Genomic DNA, 15,436 nt, shown 5'->3' on the forward strand with positions numbered 1-15,436 from the left:
TCTCAGATCTATATTGGTATAGAAATAGGTTATATAGAAAACAGAATAGGAAAAGAGTGGATTCAAGAAGCGGAAGAGATTTCAAGAATGATTTCGGGCTTAATGAAGAGTCGTAGCCAGAATATAAGCACAAGATAGAGGATAGATGACAAGGTAAGAGATAAATTAAAAGGCAGAAAGTGCTTGTAACAAAAAAAGGGGCTTGTTCACCTTGAACCTTGAACTGCGCCACCAAATTAAAGGAATAAATATGTCACACAGTTCTGAACTTATTGCTCAAGATATTGAAGCCTATTTAAAAGTACACGAAAACAAAGACCTGCTGCGTTTTCTGACCTGCGGTAATGTAGATGATGGTAAATCAACCCTGATTGGTCGATTGCTGTTTGATAGCAAACTTATCTACGAAGACCAAATGGCGGCGATTGAAAAAGATTCACAAAAATTCAATACCACCAATGAAGATTTTGATCTGTCATTATTGGTGGACGGCCTTCAATCCGAAAGAGAGCAGGGCATCACTATTGATGTGGCGTATCGCTACTTTTCAACCGACAAACGCAAATTCATCATTGCTGATACCCCAGGGCATGAACAGTATACGCGTAACATGGTAACGGGAGCGTCGACCTGTGACCTTGCGATTGTAATGGTGGATGCGCGTTACGGAATCCAGACCCAGACTCGTCGTCACAGTTATATTTGTAGCTTGCTCGGAATTAAGCATATTATTGTCGCCATCAATAAGATGGATCTGATGGAGTATAGCCAAGAGATCTATCAGAAAATCAAAGCCGATTATCGCGAGATGGCGAAGGATTTTGACATCGAGGATATCCGCTTTGTGCCGATCTCAGCACTCAAGGGGGATAACGTGGTTAACCCGAGTGAAGCGATGGATTGGTATCCGGGCGCGACGCTTATGAAGTTGCTCGAAACCGTTAAAATCGCCCAAGATAAGAACTTAGCCAACATGCGCTTTCCAGTGCAGTATGTGAACCGTCCAAATCTAGATTTTCGCGGGTTTTGCGGCACATTGGCGTCTGGCATTGTACAAGTCGGGGATGAAGTGACGGCTCTGCCATCAGGTAAGTCATCCAAAATTAAATCCATCTATACCTTTGATGGCGAACTCGATACGGCGCAACCAGGACAAGCGATTACGTTAACCCTTGAAGATGAAATTGATGTTTCCCGTGGTGATATGCTGGTGCATACCGGATCGGGACTTCAAGTGACAAACAAACTTAACGCTCATATTGTCTGGATGGATGAGAATCCACTGAGAACCAATAAAGAGTATATTTTTAAGTTCTCATCAAAATCATGCACGGGTAAAGTGAGTCAAATCACTCACAAAATAGATGCAAATACCCTAAAGAAACACGCCGAAGACAGTGAGCTACTTGCGCTGAATGAGATTGCGCTAACGTCCATCAGTTTGACTGATAAAGTAGCGGTAGACCCTTATAAACTGTTGCCACGAACAGGCTCATTCATCGTGATTGATCGCCACACCAATGTGACGGTGGGCGCTGGTGTGATTACGAACATTTCAAACTCTGAAAGCAGTCAAACAAAAACATACTCAGACGCAGAGAAAGAGCTTAATGCTTATGTGAGAAAACATTTTCCAGAGTGGGGATGCTCTGAAATTTAGTTTTTTGGTATTGTTGTAGCACTGTGATTTTGGCTACAACAATACCTCCCCTGGTTGATACCTACACAAGTTAATTCGAACATTTAAACCGAAGTGATGAGTGGGTTTTGAATGCGTTAAGAGCAATCAAGCAGTAAAATAGAAGTTCGATCGTTTCTTCTGAAATGTTTTTAACATCACGTATGTAAAAATCCCCCATGACTACTTTCCAAAAATCACTTATGCCATAAAGACGTGAAAAAACGAGGAGCAAAACGGTTGAACACACAAGAGCTTGCATCGATGGAATTCGTAATAATTGAGCTAAACTTCTAATTACGTTGCCATTTTTAATTGCGTAGGCAATTGAAAAAAACGTCACGATCAAAGCGGGGTACACCCAAAATCCGTGACTGATGTGGTCAAAGAAACCATCAGATTCTCGAATCATTAATACGGTAAAAAAACCAAGAACCAAAATAGAACTACTTTTCAATGATGTTATTGAAATAAGGCGGTAAAAACTCATCACTGTAATCACTAACATAAATAATTGTGATAGTTCAATGACAGACATTTCACCAATATTGTTTCCTAAAAAAATATAATCAATACGACGCGCTAAAATCACTAAAAAACATATCGCAATGACTGAAAATATATTAGTTAATGTGCGATAAAATACGATTCTTGTTAATGTGTTTGATTCAGAAGTCAGTATTTTATTTTGTTCTACATTGAGTAAGTCTGACATAATTACCTCAGAAAAAAACATCCCTGTAAATTAAAAATAGTTATTCGTTTATTTCTATGACTTTCATTAAACGATGAGTGTTCTATTAGCCGTATTCATCCAATAAATTGAATGAAGTATGGGATGATCAGCGCGTTTGCCAAGTCGATAAAGAACGCGCAGACCAAAGGCACAATAATAAAGGCTTGATGTGAATTACCATACTTTTGAGCAACCGCTGACATATTGGCCATCGCGGTAGGGGTAGACCCTAGTGATATTCCTCCGAACCCAGCACACACAACAGCGGCATCATAGGTTTTCCCCATGAGTGGGAAAACAATAAATACCGCAACACAGACCGCAACAATAAACTGAGCGGTTAAAATAATGAAGATGGGACCTGCTAAATCAATAAACGTCCACAGTTGCATACTCATCAGTGACATGGCTAAAAACGCACCCAGTGCCAAGTCGGCGATGAGTGCCACAGCGGGCTTTCGTGCAGGCCAGCGTGTACCAGTGATTCTTGGGTATGAAGCAGGTATTAGGTTTGAAATGAGAATACCTGCGAATAAACAACTGACGAATAATGGCAGTTCAAGCCCAAAGTTACTGACCACTTCATTTAATATGGCACCAAGAATGATACATACGTGGATAGCGAGCATAGCATCAAGAAAATCATAAGAGTTGATACTCGGCTGAGGCTTGTTTGTTTGAGTGCCAACATCCATTTGTTCATGGCTATTGGCTTGCAGTTTGTGCTTGTTGATTAGAAATTTAGCGATTGGCCCTCCCATAATACTGGCTAATATCAAACCAAAAGTGGCGCTTGCCATACCTATTTCCATCGCGGTATTCAAATCGAAGGCTTCACCGATTTTAGGCGCCCAAGCAATTGCAGTGCCGTGGCCGCCAATCAATGATACTGAACCGCTGAGCAGACCAAATACAGGCGGTTGATCAAGCGCGATCGCGATACCAATTCCGGTTAGGTTTTGTACAAGCATGTAGCCAATGGTGATACAGAGTAAAATGATAAGTGGTTTTCCACCTTTAAAAAGGTCAGTGATACTCGCATTAATACCTATGGTGGTGAAAAAATAGACGAGTAAAAGATCTCGAGTCGCTAAATCAAAAGAGATATCTATATTGGTCAAAGAGTGCAAAGCGGCAAAAGCGAGCGAAACCAAAATACCACCAGAGACGGGTTCTGGAATGCTGAACTCTTTTAATAAACGGATCGCAGACGTTAATCTTCGACCTAAAAAGAGAACGATAATGCCAAGGGTCACGGCCAGAAAAGATTCGATGTGAAGCACACCGTCGATGTAGTTCATATTGCCTCCGGAGTTAATGTGCGTGTTGAGATAAACAGTTCAGACAAATGCGGGTCACTGCGTATTTCATCATATCCATGTTGGATGAGTTTCTCGACTTGTTGAGGTTTCAGTGTGAAGTCAGTGGGGATGTTGTTCATATATTCCCTTTCAACCGCGGTATTAAGGTTAATGTTTATGAAGTAGGTTTCTCTATTTGAAGAGGCATCTCTCCACTCACTTAACTCTTCAACTACAAGAGACTTCACGAGATCATTATATCGATGAATTTGAATATCCGTGACGGCACCGAGTGTGCTATGGGCGCTAGGAGTACTCTTTTTCATATCGATGTTCCAGTCAGGGTTGGTTGATGCATCAACAGAGATGACAATAACAGTATCAATATTGTCGTTCAGGCTTTGAAACTGACTCTCTTTGCTTTTGACTAAGTCATATATGGCCAGCAAGCCGAGGTTATCAGAGATACCACCATCGACTAAATGTACATAAGGCCGCTTCTCTTTATTGCCATAACTGACTAACCCATCTCGTGTTGAATCTAGATAGATAGGTGCTGTGTCGTTGATTGTGGAAGTGTATGAATTATCGCACTGAGAATAATTTTCTAATACAACGGGTTCAAAAATGATAGGAACGGCAGAAGATGCAGCAACGGCATTCGCAATTGAATAATCATTAACGTTTGAACAAATAAGATCAAAATATTCCTGCAAGAAAGAGAAGCGGACACCTCCTCCTAAATCAGTACTATTAATAATAATTCTTGGTGAGGCGTCATGCATATCATTGAACGTTGCATTTTTAAAAAGTTCTTGATTATAGAAATTTGCAGCTGCAGTTGTCCTACTATTTGTTGAAAACCAGAAAGTTGGGCTAAATGCAATATCCAGTAAACTGTCAGATACATCTCTATATAGGAAGTCATCTTCATATTGATTGAAAATGTTCTCGTTATATAACCCATAGTAAGCGGCAGTAAAGCTACCGCCAGAGACCGAACTGATCGTGGTGATTTGATCTAATAATCTATAATCTCCGTTTTTATCTGAAATCTCAATATCTCGCATGCCTTTAAGTACGCCATAAGAGAGTGCGGCTGCTCGAGTTCCTCCACCTGAAAAACTGACAAGAACGACAACATTGTTCTTTTTTAAGTTCTGGGCTGTGGCTTCAAGTGAATAGGCACCTTCTTGGGGAGCGGCATTTTCTGTATTTGTGATAGTTGTCGTTGCACTACAGCCGGTAAGCCCGGCTATTATGGCGACGAGTGGTAACCAGCTACGGAGTAACATTCCAATTTCCCCCAAGTGATTTATAAAGCGCAACGGAGACTTGAGCGGTCTGAAGCTTCGAGGCCACTTGCCTATCTTGAATCATTCGTTGATATCGTTGCGCGTCGAGAACGGCTAAGTAATCGATAAGACCAGCACGGTACAGAGATTTCGCTCTATTCACCGCAGTTTCAGTGGCAATAAATGCCGAATCAATCTGCTTCTGGTTTTCTTGACTTCGCCCGTAGGTAAACAGCGTTGTATCCACTTCTGAAATGGCGGAATCTACGGAATGCTGATAACTTAATGCTGCGGCTTCAAAGTGCTCCTGATTGATTTTTATCATCTCTTCTGCACGGCCACCATCGAAGACGTTCCAAGAGATCCCAACACCACCAGCCCATCCAAACGAATCACTGCTGAATAGATCATCAAAGCTGCTTGCCGAAAAACCAGGGGCACCCGTAAGGAAGAACTTAGGGTATTGGTTGGCAACACTCACTGCAAGCTCTTCATTAATGGCGGCCATTTCTCGTTCCGCTAAGCGGATATCTGGTCGACGCTTAAGTAAATCTGAAGGTAAACCGACAGGAATAATGTCTTGCAAGATTGGCAATTTTTGAGCGTTTGCTAATCGTATGTCAACAGCTGATAACGGCTCCCCGAGTAGCACGGCCAAGCGGTATTTATGAACCTGCTGTGCATTTTCTAGTTGTGGAATGAGAGATTCAGTAATGGCTAACGCCGCTTTGGCCTGCGCATAATCGAGCTCTGAACCGTAACCGCTACGTACGACTTTCTCTACTAAAGTAACGGTTTCACGCTGGTCTTCAATATTCTGTAGTGCAAGCTGAGTACGCTCATGAGCACCTAAATACTGAAGATAGTTGTGAATAAGATCTGCCGTAATAAGTGTATTTAAACCTTCTCGCATTATTTCAGCTTGTTCTACCCGAATTTGTGCAGCGTTACTCTGATGGTCCAATCGCCCAAATAGATCAAGCTCCCATGCAATACTTGCTCCAACAAAACCGCCACTGTGTTGATTGTCCATTAAAGTCACTTCACTTGGAAGTACTGGGTTGACAGGTGGAATAGACATCGGGCTCACCAACGGGCCTGCCAATGAATCGTTCTCGCTGATTTGATAATTGTAATAACCAGCCCCAACGTTAACAGTAGGTACTTTAAACGATTCAACAATGCTCTGGTATGAATTCGCCATTGAAATTCGTTTCGATGCTACTTTTAAAGGTATGTTTTGCTGTTGAACATCGCGTACCATTTGGTTCAATGTCTGGTCATTAAACTGCTGCCACCACATATCATTATTACTAAGCGCTTGTTCATCAGCAAAAAGGTAGGTATTTGCTAATGAAACGGTCGGTTCTTGGTAATCTGGACCTAAAGCACAGCCAGAAAGAAAGACAGCTAGTGCGATAGGGGTTAATTTTTTGAAGAATAAAGTAGTCATAATTAGTCCTATATACACTCATGATTAATAGATAAAGAGCAATCCGCATTTTTTACGTCAATTGGATCATCTTTGTTTGATAGCTTATAAATTGCTGGCATCACTAATAGAGACAACACTGTGGCCGCAGCGAGACCACCAATAATCGTTGCTGCCATTTGGTCAAACAGAAGATCACTCATTAATGGCAGCATGCCTAGGGCTGTCGTCAATGCCCCCATTGAAATAGCCATGGTTCTGTTGATGGTTGCTTCTTTAATCGCATCGGAAAGCGCAAGACCATTTTTACGTTCAAGTTCAATTTGATCCATAAGCACAATGCCGTTTTTAATGATCATGCCAGTTAGCGTAACCGCACCAATTAGTGCCATAAATCCGAACGGCTTATCGAAAGCAAGTAGAGCAAAGGTTGCACCAGTTGTCGCAAGTGGTAGCGTAAGGAAAATCAACAAAGGCTGTTTAAAGCTGTTAAACATGGCAACTAAGATAATCACCATTATCAATATCGCTTTAGGCAGATGTTTCAAGATATCATTCACCGCTTTTTGCTCATCGTAATATTCACCCCCCCACTCCATGTCGTAACCAGCAGGAAGCGGAATAGCTTCAATTTGCTCCATGATGCTATTTCGCACTCGTGCAGGGGTGGTATCACGGCTGATCCCAGCTTGTGCCGTGATTGTTTTCACACGATCACGGCGCCAGACCATGCTCTCTTCAGTTTTTAGTTCAAAACCGTCAACCACCTGACCTAATGGTACTGAATGCACACCAATTAATGACTTAATAGGTAAGGTTTCCAGAGACTCCATGGTTTGATTTGTGCCACGCAATTGAATCGTGATTAATTCGTCATTGAGGTTCATCATTCCAAGGGGAACGCCATCAGACGCCCGTTTGAGTGCAAAGGCAATATCAGCACGATTTATACCCGCTTTGCGCGCGTTATTTTGATTGATAATAGGCACTAACGCTTTACTTTGTTGACGCCAATCATCGCGCACATAACGTGTGTCTGGGTTAGCCTTCATGATGGTTTGAGCTTGATCCGATAAGCGGTGCAGAACGGTCGGGTCTGGACCAGAAAATCGAGCTTCAACCGCGTACTTATCAGAAGTTGCCAGTTTTAATGCTCTAAAGCGAGGCTCTGCATTTGGAAATTGAGTCGATAACCAGTGCTCTCCTCGTTTGACCAAAGCATCAATAGATTGGTAATCAACGGTGTTGACTAATATTTGTCCATATGCAGAGTCGAAAGGTTCAGGTTCAACGGTGACAGAGAAACGTGGGACACTTGCACCAACCGCGGTAGAAATGGTTGTTACTTCAGGTTGTTCAAGCAACCATGTCTCTATTTTTTTCATGTCAGAGGATGTTTGATCAATCTTGGCACCATTGGGTAACCAGTAATCAAGGAATATAATTGGTCGATCCGATTGTGGTAGGAAATTAACCGAAATATAGGGTACTGCAATGGCAGTGACCAGTATAAGAGGCACAATGCTAAGTAATGTTTTTGTTGGATGATCAACGGTCCAAAAAATCAGGCGCTTAAATAAGTTTGGTTTAGACTCTTCTTTAATAGGAGTCGGTTTTAAGAACATCCAGCAAAACAGCACCGTGATTGTCATAGCAACAAACCATGATAGTAATAGCGAAGCGGCAACAATATAAAACACAGAACTCGCAAATTCGGATGCATCAGTTTTAGAGAAAATAACAGGACTTGCCCCCATAATCGCAATTACGGTAGCCCCAAGAAGTGGAACTCCTGTCTCTTTAACCGAAGCAATAGCAGCGGCAGTGCGATCAATCCCTTTGCTCATTTTAGACGTCATCATATCTGTGATCACAATGGCATTATCAACCAACATACCTAATGCAAGAATAAAGGTTCCTAACGAGACTCGATGAAGATCTATTTCATTTAAATTCATGTAAATAAGCGTTAATAAAATGGTGAGCAGCAAGCTGCAACCTACAATGGAGGCACTTCTAAACCCCATGAAAACTAATAAGACGATGAAAACAATCGAGACACTTTCTAACAGGTTTTGTACAAAGTTATCAATTGATTTTTGTACTTCTTCAGGCTGATAAGCAACGGTGGATATCTTTACACCAACCGGGAGCGTTTGTTCATATTGTTCGATGATGGTTCGAATGGATCCCCCAAGAGAAACCACGTTGATACCTTCAACGGGACTAACTGCTAAAGTAACAGCAGGCTCACCATTGAAGCGATTTTCAGTCAGGGCTGGAGTTTGATAACCCATGGTAATATCAGCGATGTCACCTAGGCGAATTAAGCTGGTTCCAATCTCACCTATACCGCCTTTAATCATCAGATTTTTAATGTCTTCAATACTCTTGAATTCGCTGCTTTGTGAAATGCGAATTTGCTCTTGTCCAGTACTAAATTTACCGGCTTCAAAAGTCATATTTTGAGTATTTAGTTGTCCCCATACTTGCGAGAACGAAAGATTATATTGTGCTAAGCGTTCACTTGGCATGTCAATATAAACGACACGAGGCTGTACACCGTGTAGCTCGATTTTTTTAATGCCTACTACCGTTTTGAGTTGTCGCTGAAGCTCTTCGGAATACCCTTTTAACTCTTCAGGTGCGGCGTCTGTGCTATGAATAGAAAAAAGCATGCCATAGACTTCAGAGAATTCGTCTTGAACAATATTAAGCTGAGCCGTTGAAGGAAGCAGTAAAGAGACGTCATTGACTTTACGTCTAAGCAAATCCCACTGCTGCGGAAGTTCATCCGAATTAAGGCTTTCTTTTAAATCAACAAATACCATAGACATTCCCGAACGAGAAAGGGATCGCAAACGATGAAGATTGCCCATTTCTTGTAATTTAGTCTCAATGGTATCGGTCACTTGATATTCGACTTCTTCCGCTGAAGCTCCAGGGTACAACGTTACGACAACAGCTGTTTTAACAGTAAAGCTAGGATCTTCTAATTTTCCTAAGTCAAAATAGGAATATATTCCTGCGATGACACTTAACATAGTAAAAAACAAAACAAATGTTTTTTGACGAATGGCGAACTCAGCTAAATTAAACATAGGGCCTCCTATAAGGTTTTAATGGTCAAGTTTGGTGCGCTATCACCATCAAAAAGATAAGAGGAACCGCTGATGACGACGTAGTCATTTTCCTTGAAATCGCCATTTATGCAGGCTTGATTAGCATCTAATGAACTAACGTCAATTGACTTTTTCATGATTATATTTTCGCGAACAAGGTTTATATGCAGTTGGTCACTCTCACCAATGATGGCTGAATATGGTAAACAGTAAGTTGAAGCTGCATCGCCAATTTGGGTCGACACCGTCACCGATTTACCCGGAAGAAGAAGAGGGTCTGAATCAGGAAGCGTAAACGTGACTAAGTATGTCTGCTTAATTCGGTGCGGCATGGTCGTAATTTCTGATACATATGAAGTGAGAATATGTTTAGCTTGGTACCAACTGATGCTAGCTGGTTTTCCCAATGAAAATTCCGCGATCATATTTTCAGGAACATCTATTTCTACTTCAAGTTGATTATTGTCTTGCAAGGAAATCGCTGCAATTCCTGGTATAACCTGCTCATAAGTATTGGTATGGAGATCGGCAATAACGCCATCAAAGGGTGCTCTTAGTTCTGTGTAACTAAGTGCATCTTTTGCCCTTTGAATGTTTTTATTGATCACTTTAACAGCAGATTGGCTACGCTCAAATCCACTAATTGCACGGTCTAAATTCACATTAGCAATGGCATTATCTTGGGTTGCTTGCTTAACTCTGGCCAATTCTGATTTTGCTAACTTAAACACAGATAAGGCTTCTAACTGGCGAGCTTTTAGCTCATCTAATGTTACTTGATAGTCATGCGGGTCCAAGCGAGCAATCACTTGGTTGGCGACAACCTTATCACCTTTCTGTACCAATAATTCGCTTATCGTGCCTGGTACTCTAAAAGTGAGAGCGGCTTTTTCTTGCGATTGAATAACACCACTGAAGTGTTTAATTGAATTTCTTTTTACACTTTCTAAATTAGCGACTTGTATCGGTTTAACAATAGGGGTTTCAATTGTTGTTGCAGTTTGATTACAGCCAATTAGGCCAAGTGACAATGTATATGCGATAGCTTTCTTGAGTGATAGATTCATAATATAGCTCCTTATAATGGAGCTATTGTATTTTAATCTATCGCTCAGATAATGCCCCAATTACGAGTTTCAATGTCACGAAATTTGAGACAATAAGAAAGGTAATATTCATAATAAGTTATTTATCGCCTTAGAGTGCCTTCGTTATTAAGTCGAAAGTTAATTGAGAATGGGTGGAGACGGAAGTAATCATCGTCGTAATTCTGTATTTTTACAGGGAGATTTAGAGTAAAGGAACTGTTTTACTATTAATCTCTAAAGTTAAAGTCAATTTATGACTTGATAAAAGTCGTTATTGGGTGTTTATTAAGTCGGTCTTTAGGTTGATAATTGACTCAAATAAACAAACAATGATTCGATTATATAGGAACAAGTAATGAACAATACGAAAAAGACGCACTATATTGCCTTGACACTAGCTGTAGCTTTGTCAGCAAATGCAAATGCATCTGAAGAGGTACATGATGCAGACCCACGAAATACAGCGTGGCGTGGTGGTATTGCGACCGATGATTCTGGTGAAATAAAATTGGCTGCAGGTGGTGGTTTTAAGAATTTATATGGTAATGGCGAATATCAGACCCAAACTATTATGCTTGGCGAGTATTACACGCAGTCAGAAAATGCACGTTTCCGTTTGGCAAATTTTGATGAGCGTTTTGGCGGTGTTTACGCAGACGTCTACTTAACTGATACAACAAATATGTACACTGCTGGTTATATGTTGCCGCTGACAGCTACGAATGGTAAAACCATGTTTTTCCCTTCCGTTAACTATTCATATATTGATATTGATACCGATCAAATTGAACAAAATATTCAAGGAACACTCGTCCCATCTCAAATGAATGGGTATTCAGTTGGAACGGGACAAAATATTACATCACCACAAGTTGAACAGTTCCTTGGAGGAGATGATGCACATATGGGGTCGATTAACTTATATGGTCTTCAGCCATGGAATGAAACATTCTACACAGTGTTCCAAGTGTTTGGCGGTTCCACTTATGGTGGAGTAGAAATGGAAATGGTCGATATTATGTTACTTCAAGGTACGCGAACTAAGATAGGTGACGCTATTTTCAATATATACTTAGAAGGAAAATACACAAATATTAAAATAAATGAACTGAACAATCCATTAGGAAATAGCAGTCATCTTCGTGGTGAAGAAGCTAAATTGTCCATTGGATTTGATTGGCGTTTTTAGAGTTAAATAAAGAGGCCGATTAGTCGGCCACATTGGAAGGTTTTTTATGGATAATTTAGATGTTAAATCTTTGAAAGTGCTATTAAATATTTATAGTACTTGTAATACATACCATACTGCGGAACAGATGGATTTATCCCAGTCATCTGTTGCTCGCACACTGGCAAAGTGCCGTCAGGCATTAAACGATCCATTGTTTATTCGCAGCGGTATCCAGTTAACCCCAACCGCGTTTGCCGATATTTTAGCAGAGAAATTACCGGACATTATTCGTAGCTATGAAGATGTGATAATAAATCACGCAGATTTTAAACCAAGTGCACTTACAGGAAGGTATCAAATATTTTTAAGCCATCCGGCGCAATTGGTATTTGGTGCTAGATTGTTTGAAATTTTGCATCAAAATGCACCAAAAGCGACCTGGTACATAAAAGGCTGGGAATCAACCTCAGTGGAACAACTTCTAGATGGTAGAGCGATGATTGGTATTAACTACTACTCGCCAGACTTCCCTAGTTCAATTGTTCAAGCCCAATTATGTGACGATGAGTTTCTCATTTTGGCCGCAAATAACCATTTTTTACACCAAAAATCTAAAATCATATGGGAGGACATTGCCGATTATCCATTTATCTCTCTATCCATTCCTAGCTGGGATGAAAGGAATCGATATTTAGAAAGTGCGTTTAGATCGATGGGAAAAACGCCACAAGTTGGCTTACAAACAGACAGTATTCATCTAGGTATACAAGTTGCAGAAACATCAAATATGTTATTAACAGCATCAAAAAGGATGGCGAATGAATATTCCTCAGCGTTGAGGCCTTTACGTTTTAAGGCGCAAGATGACATTTTGCCCAGTGCACAGGTTGTATGCTCATTTACACGTAAGAATGCCAATAACCCGTTAGTAAAATGGCTAAAAAAAGTCATGATGCAATTGGCTACTGAAAATGAATACAAATAACTACTCTTTATTAATTAGTTAAATAAGTTTAGGTATTTCTTCTTTTAACCAATCAATTAATGCTAGGCTTGCCGTCGATAAGGTGTTTCGTTGAGGGTAAAGTAACCAGCAGTGTTCCTCAACAGAGCTGGACTCCGGAAGAATTATAGACAGTTGGTTATTGATTAATTCATTTTCAATCATGAGTTTAGGTAAAAGGCTAATGCCCCGTCCTGCCATGGTCGCGCTCTTGATGAATCCTATACTATTACAAATAAGCTTGGTATTTAATTCAATAGGTTTCGGCGTAAATTGCCATTGTTTATCGACATCCCCACTTGGCCAACGATAGCAAATACATTGGTGCTTTCTTAGGTCATCGAGCGTTTGTGGGTACCCATTTTCTTGTAAATAGGCAGGTGAAGCAACCAAACATCTTTCTAATGTTAGTATTTTCTTTGCCACCAAATTAGAGTCGTGTACGCGCCCCCCATGGAACGCGATATCAAGCCCTTGCTGGAACATATCGTCAAAACCATTAGTAATCGTTCTAATATCTAACTCTATATCTGGGTATTTATCATGGAATTGAAAAATAATGGGTTGGATTAACTCATGAGTTTCTGGCAATAAGCCAATTTTTATTTTACCGCTGAGTGATTTGTTACCAGAATGGATGTTAAGCGCAGCATTATCAATGATATCTAGAGCTTCTTTGATTTCAACGTAGTAAGTCTCGCCACTGTTAGTGAGTGACAGTGTTCGAGTGGTTCTATGAAATAGTGTTGCATTTAGCTGACCTTCTAGCTCTGAAATCTTTCTGCTCACCTTTCCTCTTGGAATATCAAAAGCCTTGGCCGCTGCCGTGAAGCTGCCAAGCTCTACCACTTTAATAAATAGTTTCATATCAATAATTTTCAACGTGGCGACCTTTTATCTAAGAGGGAATATCCGGAACTCGTATTATCTTCTAAAAAGTTGAGTAAGTCATTTATATTATCAACTTACTTTAACAGTAGAAAGCTTTATACGTCTTGCCGCTACAGAGAAACCACCACACTCAACTACCTAGTGGAATATTTGTAGGTCAATAGTATTCAAAATAATATCCTCAATAGTTAGTGCAAAGATATTTAGTATTATCGTAAGTTTATATAAAGTGCGTTGATGTAGAAAGAGCAAAGGCTTAATCAGGTATTTTTACTAGTAGAATAAAAAATCTGATTTTATATTGATGTTGAAAAATTGATTTAAAATTGTTTTGTTTTGAGACTAGTAAAATTTCGGGTAGTAGATAAAACAAAGATTCCATAACCTTACCATAACGAAAGTCATTGTTTGAAATCTATAACTCCCGAGGGGATACTGTCATGAATATTCTAAGGAATATTGCCCGAATAATTTGGACCATTATTATGGTATTAGTTAAGTTTTTAGCGTTCATGGCGGTAATGCTTGGTGGTGCTTATATCATGGCACCAATGGGTACAATAAACTCAAAAGATATCGATATGAGTTTATTTACTAACACACCAAACCCTACCATGATGACCATTTTTAATAGTGAGTATTTTAGTGGTTATCTATTTTCAGTCACCATTGCCGTTGTAGTTTTTGTTATTTATCTTCTTTGGGAAATCCATGAAGTCGCTGTCCATAAAGCAAAAGAGAAAAAAAGCACACACATTCAATTAGTGTTTGCACTCTCACTGTGCGGGTTATTCTTGCACAAAGCGTGGTGGGTGCTTGCGATTATTATCGCCTTTGCCAACTGGAAACATATTGGTGCGTCATTGAGTGAAGTGATCCGTAACGGTAACAGTAAGTTAGACCTTAAAGATACCAGCATTTTAGAACAGTCAAATAATAAAGAAGAAGAGGCATAAAATGAAAGAGATAATGATTCCTTACATTCTTTTGATGTGGATTTTAGTGTCAACGGGTGCAGTTAAGTGGACACTTAAAAGTGCCTAGGTTTCTTGGGCCAGTCCAGGGTTTATTTATCGCTCTGAAACAAACCATGATATGGATGGCGAGATTAAGGGAACCAATTTATCAACACCTGCCTCATTTAATATCATTATGCCGTCTATTGTGTCACTAAGTGGCTATCACGCTATAGACAGTGAATTCGCAATACTTTGGAGTGCCGGTTGGACTGATTTTAGTAAAGTTCAAGAAACTTCAATCACGATGACAGATCGAGATACAAACATCGCTAGAGGCTGGGAAGATACGTTTTTTGTCAGTGTAGGTGCCCATTACCAACTTGATCCTAAGTGGCGCTTAGAAGGAGGGGTGTACTACGAGACTTCTCCGCAAGATGATCCAACAATGCAATACCCTGATGTCCCAACGGGTGAGTTATGGAAATTCGGAACGGGGGCGTCTTATCACATTTCGAATGAATTACGTATGCAACTTTATTATGAGTTTTTCTATGGTGGCAACCCAGAGATTGAATATAACCTAGCTACAGGAACGGCTCTTGAAAGCCAGTTTTCTGGAGAATACAGTGCTAATATTCATTATTTTGGTGTTTTAATGAATTACGAATTCTAATATGTAAAATAAATAATAACTTGATATTTTCATGGAATGTCAATAGGTAATCTTACCAGTTACTAATGTATTATTGTGTGTCTATAT

12 protein-coding genes are annotated in these 15,436 nt (G+C 40.1%); 5 read left to right on the forward strand and 7 right to left on the reverse strand.

What is annotated here, in order from left to right:
- Positions 1–250 precede the first annotated feature (250 nt).
- A complete protein-coding gene (gene cysN, locus L4C32_RS17765) occupies positions 251–1,660 on the forward strand; it encodes a sulfate adenylyltransferase subunit CysN (RefSeq protein ID WP_428198236.1) in 1,410 nt (469 codons plus the stop codon).
- A 70-nt stretch (positions 1,661–1,730) separates the two neighbouring features.
- Here the strand turns inward: cysN and L4C32_RS17770 are convergent, their stop codons facing one another.
- The 6 genes from L4C32_RS17770 to L4C32_RS17795 all read right to left on the reverse strand — a co-directional run bounded on the left by L4C32_RS17770 (position 1,731) and on the right by L4C32_RS17795 (position 10,631).
- A complete protein-coding gene (locus L4C32_RS17770; protein WP_428198237.1) occupies positions 1,731–2,393 on the reverse strand; it encodes a hypothetical protein in 663 nt (220 codons plus the stop codon).
- 95 nt (positions 2,394–2,488) lie between these two features.
- Positions 2,489–3,715, reverse strand: a complete 1,227-nt coding sequence (gene gltS, locus L4C32_RS17775) for a sodium/glutamate symporter (protein WP_428198238.1) — start codon at positions 3,713–3,715, stop codon at positions 2,489–2,491.
- Positions 3,712–5,010, reverse strand: a complete 1,299-nt coding sequence (locus L4C32_RS17780) for a patatin-like phospholipase family protein (RefSeq protein WP_428198239.1) — start codon at positions 5,008–5,010, stop codon at positions 3,712–3,714. The genes gltS and L4C32_RS17780 overlap by 4 nt, the downstream gene beginning before the upstream one ends.
- The gene (locus tag L4C32_RS17785) at positions 4,997–6,463 is read right to left on the reverse strand and encodes an efflux transporter outer membrane subunit (protein ID WP_428198240.1); all 1,467 of its coding nucleotides are present in this window, start codon (positions 6,461–6,463) and stop codon (positions 4,997–4,999) included. Before L4C32_RS17785 ends, L4C32_RS17780 begins: the two co-directional genes overlap by 14 nt.
- An 8-nt stretch (positions 6,464–6,471) precedes the next feature.
- A complete protein-coding gene (locus L4C32_RS17790) occupies positions 6,472–9,543 on the reverse strand; it encodes an efflux RND transporter permease subunit (protein ID WP_428198241.1) in 3,072 nt (1,023 codons plus the stop codon).
- Positions 9,544–9,551: 8 nt separating this feature from the next.
- Positions 9,552–10,631, reverse strand: coding sequence for an efflux RND transporter periplasmic adaptor subunit (locus tag L4C32_RS17795; protein WP_428198242.1), 1,080 nt, complete (start codon positions 10,629–10,631; stop codon positions 9,552–9,554).
- Positions 10,632–11,007: 376 nt separating this feature from the next.
- Between L4C32_RS17795 and L4C32_RS17800 the strand changes: the two genes are divergently transcribed.
- Positions 11,008–11,841 carry a hypothetical protein gene (locus L4C32_RS17800; RefSeq protein ID WP_428198243.1) on the forward strand — a complete coding sequence of 278 codons (834 nt, stop codon included), beginning with the start codon at positions 11,008–11,010 and terminating at the stop codon, positions 11,839–11,841.
- Between the two features lie 46 nt (positions 11,842–11,887).
- Positions 11,888–12,808 (forward strand): LysR substrate-binding domain-containing protein, encoded by a 921-nt coding sequence (locus tag L4C32_RS17805; RefSeq protein WP_428198244.1) that lies wholly within the window; start codon positions 11,888–11,890, stop codon positions 12,806–12,808.
- An 18-nt stretch (positions 12,809–12,826) separates the two neighbouring features.
- On the opposite strand, the gene L4C32_RS17810 is transcribed toward L4C32_RS17805, so the two are convergent.
- On the reverse strand, positions 12,827–13,708 hold the full coding sequence (locus L4C32_RS17810) for a LysR family transcriptional regulator (protein WP_428198245.1): 882 nt from the start codon (positions 13,706–13,708) through the stop codon (positions 12,827–12,829).
- A 449-nt stretch (positions 13,709–14,157) separates the two neighbouring features.
- Here L4C32_RS17810 and L4C32_RS17815 point away from each other — a divergent pair, with 449 nt between their 5' ends.
- Together L4C32_RS17815 and L4C32_RS17820 are read left to right on the forward strand one after the other, a co-directional pair.
- Positions 14,158–14,673 carry a magnesium transporter gene (locus L4C32_RS17815; RefSeq protein WP_428198246.1) on the forward strand — a complete coding sequence of 172 codons (516 nt, stop codon included), beginning with the start codon at positions 14,158–14,160 and terminating at the stop codon, positions 14,671–14,673.
- Positions 14,674–14,785: 112 nt separating this feature from the next.
- Positions 14,786–15,349, forward strand: a complete 564-nt coding sequence (locus tag L4C32_RS17820; protein WP_428198247.1) for an OmpP1/FadL family transporter — start codon at positions 14,786–14,788, stop codon at positions 15,347–15,349.
- Positions 15,350–15,436 lie beyond the last annotated feature (87 nt).

Source organism: Aliivibrio kagoshimensis, from assembly GCF_050337105.1.
Taxonomy (GTDB): Bacteria; Pseudomonadota; Gammaproteobacteria; order Enterobacterales; family Vibrionaceae; genus Aliivibrio_A; species Aliivibrio_A kagoshimensis.

Coding starts and splice junctions, on each gene's coding strand:
- L4C32_RS17780 (WP_428198239.1), bottom strand. CDS start 5,010: ATGTTACTCCGTAGCTGGTTACCACTCGTCGCCATAATAGCCGGGCTT.
- cysN (WP_428198236.1), top strand. CDS start 251: ATGTCACACAGTTCTGAACTTATTGCTCAAGATATTGAAGCCTATTTA.
- L4C32_RS17770 (WP_428198237.1), bottom strand. CDS start 2,393: ATGTCAGACTTACTCAATGTAGAACAAAATAAAATACTGACTTCTGAA.
- L4C32_RS17800 (WP_428198243.1), top strand. CDS start 11,008: ATGAACAATACGAAAAAGACGCACTATATTGCCTTGACACTAGCTGTA.
- L4C32_RS17815 (WP_428198246.1), top strand. CDS start 14,158: ATGAATATTCTAAGGAATATTGCCCGAATAATTTGGACCATTATTATG.
- L4C32_RS17795 (WP_428198242.1), bottom strand. CDS start 10,631: ATGAATCTATCACTCAAGAAAGCTATCGCATATACATTGTCACTTGGC.
- L4C32_RS17785 (WP_428198240.1), bottom strand. CDS start 6,463: ATGACTACTTTATTCTTCAAAAAATTAACCCCTATCGCACTAGCTGTC.
- L4C32_RS17790 (WP_428198241.1), bottom strand. CDS start 9,543: ATGTTTAATTTAGCTGAGTTCGCCATTCGTCAAAAAACATTTGTTTTG.
- L4C32_RS17805 (WP_428198244.1), top strand. CDS start 11,888: ATGGATAATTTAGATGTTAAATCTTTGAAAGTGCTATTAAATATTTAT.
- gltS (WP_428198238.1), bottom strand. CDS start 3,715: ATGAACTACATCGACGGTGTGCTTCACATCGAATCTTTTCTGGCCGTG.